The sequence below is a fragment of the Paenibacillus sp. UMB4589-SE434 genome (assembly GCF_030226685.1).
In the GTDB taxonomy this organism is placed as follows: Bacteria; Bacillota; Bacilli; order Paenibacillales; family Paenibacillaceae; genus Paenibacillus_B.
On the sequence record NZ_JASOYK010000004.1, the window covers coordinates 488560 to 498658 of the forward strand.

The following is a 10099-nucleotide window of genomic DNA, read 5'->3' on the forward strand; positions in this document are numbered from 1 at the left end:
GGGAGTCAACTCCCTCCCCTTTATGGTTTAGGAGGATTATTTCATGACGGAATTCCTGATCCGCCGCGTACTTCAGTCGCTGCTAGTTATATTTCTGATCTCGATCGTGACCTTCGGTCTCATACATGCGGCCCCAGGGGGACCGACACAGATCTTTCTATCACCGGGCTTATCTCAGGAAGCGGGCAGAATTCAAGCACATAACCTGGGATTGGATCAGCCGGTATATATTCAATATGCACGATGGCTGGGCGACATGCTGCAAGGAGATCTTGGACAGACATTTAAGAACAATCTCCCCGTCTCGGATATTCTCTGGCCCACTGTGCAGAATACAGTCATTTTAATGGGAGTTGCTTGGCTGCTCGCAATGTTAATTGCAATCCCTTGGGGAATTTATAATAGTACGTCTGAATATGGAATCTCTGATCAGTCAGCATCGATGATTTCCTACATCGGATTTGCTATGCCTGTATTTTGGTTTGGTATTATGCTGCAAGAGCTTATTTCTATCAAGTGGGATCTGCTTCCTTTGTCCGACATGTACACGATGGGGAAAGAAGGCAATATTGGCGACCTTTTTATGCATTTAATTCTTCCCGTTTCTGTTCTGACATTGGGATTTTTGGCTTCATATGTTAAATATTCACGCACAAGCATGTTGGAGGTACTCGATCAAGACTACATTCGAACAGCACGGGCTAAAGGAATGAAGGAAAGAAGAGTCGTGTTCCGTCATGCGTTGCGAAATGCGATGATACCGATTATTACGATTTTAGGGCTGGATTTACCTATTCTAGTAGGGGGTGCTGCTATTACAGAAAGTGTATTTAACTGGCCTGGCATGGGACGACTGTTTATCGAAATGGCAGTTGCCCGGGAATACTCAGTCTTGATGGCAATTACTCTCATTACAGCCGTTATCGTGGTTATCGGAAATTTAATCGCAGATATTTTGTATGCTATCGTAGATCCTCGTGTACAGATTGGTCGTAAAGGGGGCGTCTCATCATGAGCGTGGCCAACCTCAAAGAGCTTCAGCCTGAGCCTGGACGTGACACAGATCTTCAACCCGTCCTCCCTGTTCCTCCCTCTGAGAAACCAATTGGCTTGTGGCAAATGGCATTTAAGAAATTTATGAGCAATCCATTTGCCGTGTCAGGACTAGTTGTTTTGTTATTTTTCGTGATCGTTGCCCTCTCCGCTCGTGTTATCGCTCCTTACGATCCGGCTGCCATCGATTTATTAAATGCGAACCTGCCAGCAGGCAGTCCCAATCATCTGTTCGGAACAGATGAACTGGGACGAGACATCTTGACGCGACTCATCTACAGCAGTCAAGTATCCCTCTTGGTTGGTTTTTCTGTGGCAATCATCTCTGTGGTGATCGGAACGATCATCGGATCGGTTTCAGGCTATTTTGGCGGATTCGTAGACACTTTTTTTATGCGAATCGTAGATGTGATGAATTCCATTCCAACATTGTTTCTAAATATTTTGGTACTTTCTATTTTTGGTTCCAAGTTCAGCTACATGATCATAATCATGGGATTTACAAGCTGGATGGGTTCTGCGCGGCTCGTTCGTGGTACGTTCCTGCAGCTTCGTGAGATGCAGTATGTAGAGGCGGCGAGAGCAATTGGTGTATCAAGCTGGTCTATTATTGGGCGGCATTTGCTCCGTAATTCAACAGCTCCAATTATCGTTAACGCTACGTTAATGGTAGGGGGGGCCATTTTAGCCGAGTCAGGATTATCTTATTTGGGATTAGGTGTCCAGCTTCCGGATACGAGTTGGGGACTCATGTTAAGCAACGCACAGCAATTTATGTTGGTAGATCCCATGCAAGCGCTTTATCCTGGGCTGTGCATCTTTTTAGTCGTCCTAGCTGTCAACTTTATCGGGGATGGCATTCGCGACGCATTTGACCCGCGCAAGAAAGTGAAAATTCCACGCAGGAGGTTACAGCAATGGCGGGAAAACTTCTTGAAATCCAAAATTTGACCACGGGATTTGTAACTGAGAAAGGGATTGCCAAAGCCACGGACCGAATATCCCTCAGCGTGGAAAAGGGCAAGACCCTCTGTATCGTAGGAGAATCCGGCAGCGGCAAAAGTGTCGCATCACTATCCATTATGCGGCTCGTCGATTATGCTGGCGGAACGATCTTTGAGGGCAGTATTCGTTTTAATGGAGATGATCTGGCTGCCAAGTCACAGAAAGATATGATTCAGATTCGCGGCGAGCGAATTGCGATGATATTTCAGGACCCGATGTCTGCGCTTAATCCTGTCTTTACAATTGGCGACCAGATCGCGGAGAGCCTACAGCTGCATCAGCGGATTAGCCGCCCAGAGGCATGGCGGCAAGCCGTTGATATGCTGCATATGGTCGGGATACCGGACCCGGAGCTGCGCGCCAAGCAATACCCGCATGAAATGTCGGGCGGAATGCGGCAGCGGGTTGTGATAGCGATGGCGCTGGTATGCAAGCCCGCGCTGTTAATTGCCGATGAGCCTACGACCGCACTAGATGTAACGGTCCAAGCTCAGATTCTAGAGCTGCTGCGACGCTTGCAGGATGAGCTAGGTATGGCGATTGTGCTCATTACCCACGATATGGGAGTAGCGGCAGAAATGGCTGACCGGATCGCGGTAATGTACGCAGGCAAGATCGTGGAAGAGGGGACGGTTCTGGATATTTTTGATCATCCGTCCCATCCTTACACGATTGGCCTGCTTAATTCCATTCCGGGATTGGAGGGCACACGAGGCGAGGAGTTGTATACGATCCCAGGAACGATACCCAGCATTAATAACCTTCCTGCGGGATGTCGCTTTAACCCTCGATGCGTAAAGGCGGAAGATAAATGTCGCCAGCAAGAGCCAGGACTAAATGAATATCGATCGGATCATTACGTCGCCTGCTTGCTTTATGGCTCTGAGGGAGCAACGAATCCAGTTGATTCCGTTACGGAGGTGCACCGCTCATGACACAACAGCCGCTTATTGATGTCCAACATCTTAAAAAGTATTTTCCAATCAAGACAGGATTGTTGAATCGGGTAATCGGTCATGTGAAGGCAGTGGACGATGTTACCTTTGGTATTCATCAGGGGGAGACCTTCGGGCTTGTTGGCGAATCCGGCTGCGGGAAGTCAACGCTGGGGCGGGCAATTTTACAGCTGCAGAAGCCGACGAGCGGGGAAGTGTTCTTTGATGGCCGAAGCGTACAGCAAATGAATGCGAAGGAATTGCGTCATTTGCGGCAGGATATGCAAATTATTTTCCAAGATCCGTTTGGATCGCTTAATCCACGGTTCCATATTCGGGATATTATCGGTGAGCCTTTACGTGTTCATCAACAAGTATCGGCTGCGGAGATTGATAAAAGAGTAGTGGAACTTATGGAACTGGTAGGCTTGGATGCGACAAGGCGCAATCGTTATCCGCATGAGTTCTCAGGTGGACAACGGCAGCGTATCGGCATCGCCAGGGCAATAGCGTTAAATCCACGCTTTATTGTAGCGGATGAAGCGGTGTCAGCATTGGATGTGTCCGTCCAGTCGCAAGTATTAAATCTATTGATGAAGCTCCAAAAGGAACTCGGATTAACGTTCCTCTTTATTGCGCATGGACTAAATGTAGTCCGTCATATATCAGATCGCATCGGCGTGATGTATCTGGGCAGGCTGGTAGAAGTTGGCCGTACGGAGGAGTTGTTTGCTAATCCGAGGCATCCTTACACAGCTGCATTGTTGTCGGCTATTCCACGACCTTCTCCGCACCGGAAGCAGGAACGGATTGTATTGCAAGGAGATGTTCCTTCTCCTGCCAACCCACCGTCGGGATGCCGGTTCCATCCGCGCTGTATTTACGCGCAGGACAAGTGTCGTGTCCTATCGCCCGAGCTTGTCACGATGACAGCGGATCGCCAAGTTGCTTGTCATTATCCATTGGAGGCGATTCCGCATTCAGTAGTCATCTAATAGCAGGTTATGATTCGGATGTGAAAGATTGTGATAACGGCTGAGATATCAAGTAATACTCAAGTTACACGAAATGACAAACAAGCCTTTGGAGGATCAATAGCGATCATCCAAGGGCTCGTTGTGTGAACGGGGGTGCAAACCGTCGAGCAGAGACAAGGGCTAGATGGACGTCTTTGTAGTCGTGACGTTTGAATACAGTATAGCTACCGATATTTCGCACACATCGTTGGTATTATTTTGATACACGTGCCCCGTGTCCGCCGAGAAGGAGATTGCATCTCCCTTTTCTAATGTACTGGTCTCTGGCCCAATTTCGAGTGTGAGCGTACCCGTAAACACCGTTATGGACTCAATGACACCAAGTCCATGCGGTTCGGAAACGTAAGCGCACCCTGGCAGCAATCGTGCACGAAACGTCTCCATTGAGATGCCAGGCGCCGCATAGGTATTATGAGCTTCAAAGCGCTTGTTGTCTTCCCGAAACTGAGGCTGATCATCTGCCCGCACGACCTTCAATGAAGGATTCTCAAGAATAAATGCCGTTAATGGAACCTGTAGTCCAGATGCAATCTTCCAAAGAGTAGCTACCGTCGGATTGGAGGTGCCGCGTTCGATTTGTCCCAGCATCGGCTTACTCACTCCGGTAAGTTCAGCTAGATCATCGAGTGTCATGTTTAGCTGTTGTCGATAATGGCGGAGCCGCTTGCCAATTCGATCTGAAATAAGGTCTTTTTCCATAATTACCTCCATTAAATGACGATATGATTAATAATAAACAGGCACCTGAAAAAATGATTATATTTAGTCAATAAAATGGGTTGACCGTTCCTTTAAGTATGCTATATTATATCTTGGCAGTTATTATAGCATATCAAGGGAGAAGTCACGGATGGCAGGCTATGTATCATCTAGAATAACAAAAGATGTCCCCTCGCGAAAAGGGTTTGTGAAGGCGTCTTTTGATGTGTTTCCGCTTGCTCTTAGCGTGTTTACGTATGGGCTGGCATTTGGAGCGCTTGCAAACAATGCTAATCATTTCACATTGTGGGAAACGGTTGCAATGTCTATGTTTGTGTTTTCCGGGGCAGGACAATTTACCATTTTGTCTTTGCTTCAGCAGGATGCTACGTTATGGGCGATTGCCATCAGCACGTTTCTTATTAATGCCCGTTATGTTATTTATGGCTTGTCGTTAGGTCGGGATCTAGATGATTGCCGCCGAGGGCACCTCTTATGGATGTCACATATCATTACGGACGAGAGCTACAGTGTAGGAACGATTCAAGCGCAGGAGAGCAAGCTTAGCGTAAGTTACTTTGCTGGAGCAGGAATTATTGTATTTCTGTCATGGATATTAAGTTCGGTTGCAGGGTATCAGCTGGGTGGTCTGATTCAAGACCCGACTCGATATGGTCTTGACTTTGCATTCACTGCCGCCTTCCTAGGTCTACTTATTGCACTGTTAAAACAGCGCAGCCACTACTTGGCTGCGGCGCTAGCAGTTATTGCTTCAGTGGTTGCTTACCAATGGGTAGGAACATCCGGCGCTGTATTTGCCGGAGCCGTTGCCGCGTTTGTAGTAGGGGTGAAATCGAAGTGATATCCTCGACTCTATTAGTTGTCATTTGCGTAGCGGCTGCTGCTACATATTTGACCCGATACCCAGGTTTTGCGCTTAGCCGCTATATCAAGATGTCGCCTGACATCGAAAGAGGCTTCCGTTATGTACCGATTGGTGTATTTGCCGCGTTGGTTGCTCCTTCTGTTTTTTATCATCCAACAGTGGATGGCAAGATTGAATGGGCATTTTACATCGCCGTAATTGTAGCCGCAATAACTTCATGGCTTGCGAAGAGCCCGCTTTGGGCGATGGTGACAGGCGTACTGCTTATCGCATTACTGCGCATGTTTTAGTCATCTAATCACAGACTATCTTCCTTTAAATAAAGATAACCTTGGTCAGCATGAGCTGCCAAGGTTTTTTATTTAATATATAAGAAAAAGCAAAGAATCTGCACCTTCCGATTGCCGTGTATATACTGATATAATAAGTAGATATGAATTGAGGTGAACTTCGTAATGGCAAAGGCTAAGAGTAAGCGTCCAGCACCGAATGCTAAACCTGTTTCGGAAGAGAAGCCGGCCACACTTAAAGACTTGCTCAGTCCCGAGGTGTTAAACAAGTTAAAGGCGCAGTCTGAAGAACTGAAGGCAACAGAAGTGAAGCAGAAGGAAGACGAGCGGAAGCGGCTTGAAGAAGCCCGCAAAGCAGAGCAGAAGCAGCTAGATAACAACTTTGAGTATTTGCTGAATAACAGCAGCATGGACTGGCGCAAGCATAAGTAAGTTTGCTGCACGTCGTGACGAATAAGGGGGTTGCCTGGGTAAGCGTTCAAGGCTTACAGGCGACCCCTTCCGTTTATCAGGGGCGAATGGTAACTCGGGTCCCAACAGGAACGATACTCGCCAACAGTAGTACGTCGGGGTTGTACATACGGATACACCCGTGAGACACCATGTGTCCGATGGAAGAAGGATCATTTGTACCATGGATGCCGTAATGAGGCTTGGATAACCCCATCCAAAATGCGCCAAAAGGTCCGCCTGGATTCGGCTGCTTATTAATAATGACAAAATCGCCTTCTGGTGTTGCTGTCACCATCCTGCCAATTCCTACGGGAAAGCTGCGGACAACAATGTTATTGTCCAATAAATATAAACTTCGATCGGATAAGTCGATAATAATGCGGTAGTTCGGCATACAGGTCACTCCTTTAACAGCAGTGTATGTAAGTTCAAGTGTCTCGGTTTAGGCAGATACCCTTCACCATTTGGGTTATTACCGTACTAACCCTAATGGGTACTCATAGGGTTTCTTTTGTGCTTATAATTTTATATTAATATCCAACTATGAAATGAAAATATATTTTGTCTAGACATATAGTATAGGTAATAAGTCATTACTAATTGTCAGATCAGGTTGAAGGGGCGAGATGTAAGGCAGTCGTCTTATGCTTGATCCTTGAAATGAAGGAAATTACATGGGAGAGGGGGATGAAATTGACCAGTGCTGTTAAGAAAATAGGTCATTTCATTTTGTTTGTTGTTATCGTGCTTAGTTTGTCCTCCTGTGATGGCATCACGATGTTAAACAGCACTACTGTTGATGTGCAAATGAATGCCAATGTCACAAATGTTAGCGCTGTGTCTATCCAAGCGTTTAGTGCCAATATAAAGGTTACAGCTGCGAATGTAGAGGAAGCAAAGGTGCACCTAACTGGGAAATTAAGTGGAGACGAGAAAGAAATGGAGAAGCTGCTTCGTGTGGATGCCGAAGGGTCTAATCTGAATATCCAGTTGAAACGTTCAAACAGCATGCTAGTTACAGCTAATGATCTTACGCTGGATATCGAGCTGCCAAGTCGTCGCTACAAGCAATTGTCAGTTCAGGCTTCTTCAGGCAACATTGACTTGCAGCGGTTGGAAACCGATCATTTAAGTACGCATGTATCCTCAGGTAACATCAAGATTGACCAGTTTGAAGGGGATAAATTCGAGGCTGAGTCGAGTTCCGGTAATATCGAAGTAAATCAGTTAGCCGCCGATGCTGCCATCAAAGCCACATCAGGCAACGTCATGATCACTTTAGCAAAGCTAGATAAACCGTTGTCAGCGGAGACGAGTTCTGGTAACGTTACAATAACTGTGCCAAAAGACGCCAAAGCGAAATTGAAAGCTGATACCAAGTGGGACAATATGAAAATAGACGTTCCATTTACCATTACGAACAAAGAAAAGCGACAAGTTGAAGGTATACTGAACAACGCACCAGCAGGTGCAGCTTTATTCTACGTAAAGACGACGTCTGGACAATTTGACCTCAAGCAATAAATAAATCATTCTATAACCTTCCTGTCACGGATAGGCTGTCATCTAATAACCTTTCTGCAAGGCATCGTCTTGGTGCATGCAAGAAAGGTTTTTTGACATGTCGATAAAAAACCGGAACTGGATAAAGTTACCCCTGTTTATATAATGTTATCCCTTTCGCTGAGACCGATATTCATTGAAAATGAAGGTGTAAACCGTAACTCAGCTTCTTCTCGCAAGAAAGCTAAATCCCTCAATAAATACATTAATGTGTTGACACTCCTGTTAAAAATGCGACTTCTTCTAAGTATCTTTGTAATCGCTTACAACCGCTTGTCCCAGTTATTCTTTTTTGTGCTTTTCACATCTGATGCTGATCAGCCCGTTTGCCAGACGATCTCAGTTAATAGGTTCGTCTGAGTGAGCAGGCTGCTGCATATAAGCGGCAGGCTGCTTGTGCCGCCCACTCAAAATTGGAGGTGATTTTGACTAACTCTACACTATTTTGCAGTTGTTCCAAGAGGGACAACAGCGTGCATTACAACTACAAAGGAGGAATTTAATGATGTTTGCTCGAACGGCTTTGATTCGTAAATCTGCCGTTACTCTACTCGCATTTGCCATGATGTTATCCGTATTGGTAGTTTCGTTTGTCCCTGCACAGACGGTGGCTGCGGCTGCTTCATCGTACAAGGTTATCGGTTACTATCCTTCATGGGGAGCGTATGGCCGGAATTATCAAGTGAGTTCTATTGATACCACTAAAGTCACGCATATTAACTATGCCTTTGCGGACATTTGCTGGAATGGACGTCACGGCAATCCAGATCCGACAAGTCCGAATACACAAACTTGGGCTTGCCAAGATGCTAACAGCAATATTAACGTACCTAATGGAACGATTGTTTTGGGTGATCCGTGGATTGACGTGCAGAAGAGCTTTCCCGGAGATAAATGGGATGAACCTATACGTGGAAATATTAAACAATTAAAGCTGCTCAAGCAGGCCAATCCGAACTTGAAGACGATCATTTCTGTAGGCGGGTGGTCGTGGTCGAACCGTTTCTCTGATGTAGCGGCAACCGCTGCGACACGAGAAGTGTTTGCTAATTCTGCTGTTAACTTCATACGCACTTACAACTTTGACGGGGTGGATCTGGACTGGGAATACCCTGTTGGGGGAGGCTTGATCGGCAACAGCGCTCGGCCTGAAGATAAACATAATTATACCCTGCTCTTACAGGCAATTCGTGAGAAGCTGGACGCCGCGGGTACAGTCGATGGTAAACAGTATCTGCTCACGATTGCTTCAGGTGCAAGCCCAACCTATGCAAGCAATACTGAGCTTGGGCAGATTGCCAACGTCGTAGACTGGATCAACATTATGACTTATGACTTCAATGGTGGATGGCAGAAGATGAGCGGGCATAACGCGCCTCTTTATTATGATCCGCTTGCAACTGCAGCGGGTCTGCCTAATGCGCAAACTTTTAACGTAGAGCAAGGCGTTCAAGGGCACTTGAATGCAGGTGTCCCTGCGAGCAAGATTGTGCTGGGCATGCCTCTTTATGGACGTGGGATGAGCGGATGTACAGATGCAGCTAACGGCCAATATCAGCAATGTACGGGAGCTGCTCAGGTAGGCACATGGGAGAAGGGGTCGTTTGATTTCTACGATCTTGAGGCGAACTATATCAATAAAAATGGGTATGTGCGTTATTGGAATGATGCTTCCAAAGTTCCCTATCTGTACAACAAATCAAATAAAACCTATATTTCGTACGATGATGTGGAGTCATTTGGTTACAAAGTTAGCTTCCTGAAGTCGAAGGGCCTTGGGGGAGCGATGATCTGGGATTTAAGCGGCGACCGGAATAAGACGCTGCAAAATAAATTAATAAATGACTTAAGTGGAGGAGTTACACCACCGGATGTGACACCGCCAACGGCGCCAACTAATGTCACCGTCATATCCAAGACGTCAAATAGCGTGAATTTGAGCTGGACGGCATCGACAGACAATGTAGGCGTGACAGGGTACACGGTCACATATGGCCCGACTACTGTGACTGCTGCTGGAACAAGCGCAGCCATAACAGGTTTAAGCGCCAATACAGCTTATACATTTGCAATTGCAGCGAAGGATGCGGCAGGTAACGTCTCCCCAGCAGTTACGATACAAGTGACTACCGACAGTGGAAGTGTGCCAGACGTGACACCGCCAACGGCGCCAACTAA

The 10099-nt window shown here is 46.5% G+C and carries 11 protein-coding genes; 9 read left to right on the forward strand and 2 right to left on the reverse strand.

Annotated features, from left to right (window positions below; genetic code table 11):
* Nucleotides 1–43 precede the first annotated feature (43 nt).
* Genes QP775_RS17450 through QP775_RS17465 form a run of 4 tightly spaced genes read left to right on the forward strand, consistent with a single transcriptional unit; the run spans nucleotide 44 to nucleotide 3988 of the window.
* Nucleotides 44–1015: an ABC transporter permease gene (locus tag QP775_RS17450; protein WP_285107919.1), complete on the forward strand. Its 972-nt coding sequence runs from the start codon at nucleotides 44–46 to the stop codon at nucleotides 1013–1015.
* Nucleotides 1012–2004, forward strand: coding sequence for an ABC transporter permease (locus QP775_RS17455; protein ID WP_285107921.1), 993 nt, complete (start codon nucleotides 1012–1014; stop codon nucleotides 2002–2004). The genes QP775_RS17450 and QP775_RS17455 overlap by 4 nt, the downstream gene beginning before the upstream one ends.
* Entirely contained in the window at nucleotides 1971–2993 is a 1023-nt protein-coding gene (locus QP775_RS17460; protein WP_285107924.1) for an ABC transporter ATP-binding protein, read from the forward strand. Before QP775_RS17455 ends, QP775_RS17460 begins: the two co-directional genes overlap by 34 nt.
* On the forward strand, nucleotides 2990–3988 hold the full coding sequence (locus QP775_RS17465; protein WP_285107926.1) for an ABC transporter ATP-binding protein: 999 nt from the start codon (nucleotides 2990–2992) through the stop codon (nucleotides 3986–3988). The genes QP775_RS17460 and QP775_RS17465 overlap by 4 nt, the downstream gene beginning before the upstream one ends.
* 162 nt (nucleotides 3989–4150) lie before the next feature.
* Here QP775_RS17465 and QP775_RS17470 read toward each other — a convergent pair whose 3' ends face one another.
* Nucleotides 4151–4729 carry a helix-turn-helix domain-containing protein gene (locus QP775_RS17470; protein ID WP_285107928.1) on the reverse strand — a complete coding sequence of 193 codons (579 nt, stop codon included), beginning with the start codon at nucleotides 4727–4729 and terminating at the stop codon, nucleotides 4151–4153.
* 151 nt (nucleotides 4730–4880) lie between these two features.
* Between QP775_RS17470 and QP775_RS17475 the strand changes: the two genes are divergently transcribed.
* From QP775_RS17475 to QP775_RS17485, 3 genes are all read left to right on the forward strand, one after another.
* Entirely contained in the window at nucleotides 4881–5591 is a 711-nt protein-coding gene (locus QP775_RS17475; protein WP_028544033.1) for an AzlC family ABC transporter permease, read from the forward strand.
* Entirely contained in the window at nucleotides 5588–5905 is a 318-nt protein-coding gene (locus tag QP775_RS17480) for an AzlD domain-containing protein (RefSeq protein ID WP_239326864.1), read from the forward strand. Before QP775_RS17475 ends, QP775_RS17480 begins: the two co-directional genes overlap by 4 nt.
* Nucleotides 5906–6070: 165 nt before the next feature.
* Nucleotides 6071–6337 carry a YqkE family protein gene (locus QP775_RS17485; RefSeq protein ID WP_285107932.1) on the forward strand — a complete coding sequence of 89 codons (267 nt, stop codon included), beginning with the start codon at nucleotides 6071–6073 and terminating at the stop codon, nucleotides 6335–6337.
* A 76-nt stretch (nucleotides 6338–6413) separates the two neighbouring features.
* Here the strand turns inward: QP775_RS17485 and QP775_RS17490 are convergent, their stop codons facing one another.
* Entirely contained in the window at nucleotides 6414–6752 is a 339-nt protein-coding gene (locus QP775_RS17490) for a L,D-transpeptidase (protein WP_285107935.1), read from the reverse strand.
* Nucleotides 6753–7045: 293 nt separating this feature from the next.
* Between QP775_RS17490 and QP775_RS17495 the strand changes: the two genes are divergently transcribed.
* On the forward strand, nucleotides 7046–7882 hold the full coding sequence (locus tag QP775_RS17495; RefSeq protein ID WP_285107937.1) for a DUF4097 family beta strand repeat-containing protein: 837 nt from the start codon (nucleotides 7046–7048) through the stop codon (nucleotides 7880–7882).
* Nucleotides 7883–8426: 544 nt separating this feature from the next.
* Nucleotides 8427–10099 (forward strand): glycosyl hydrolase family 18 protein (locus tag QP775_RS17500; protein ID WP_483312022.1); only part of this gene is annotated, 1673 nt, incomplete at its 3' end.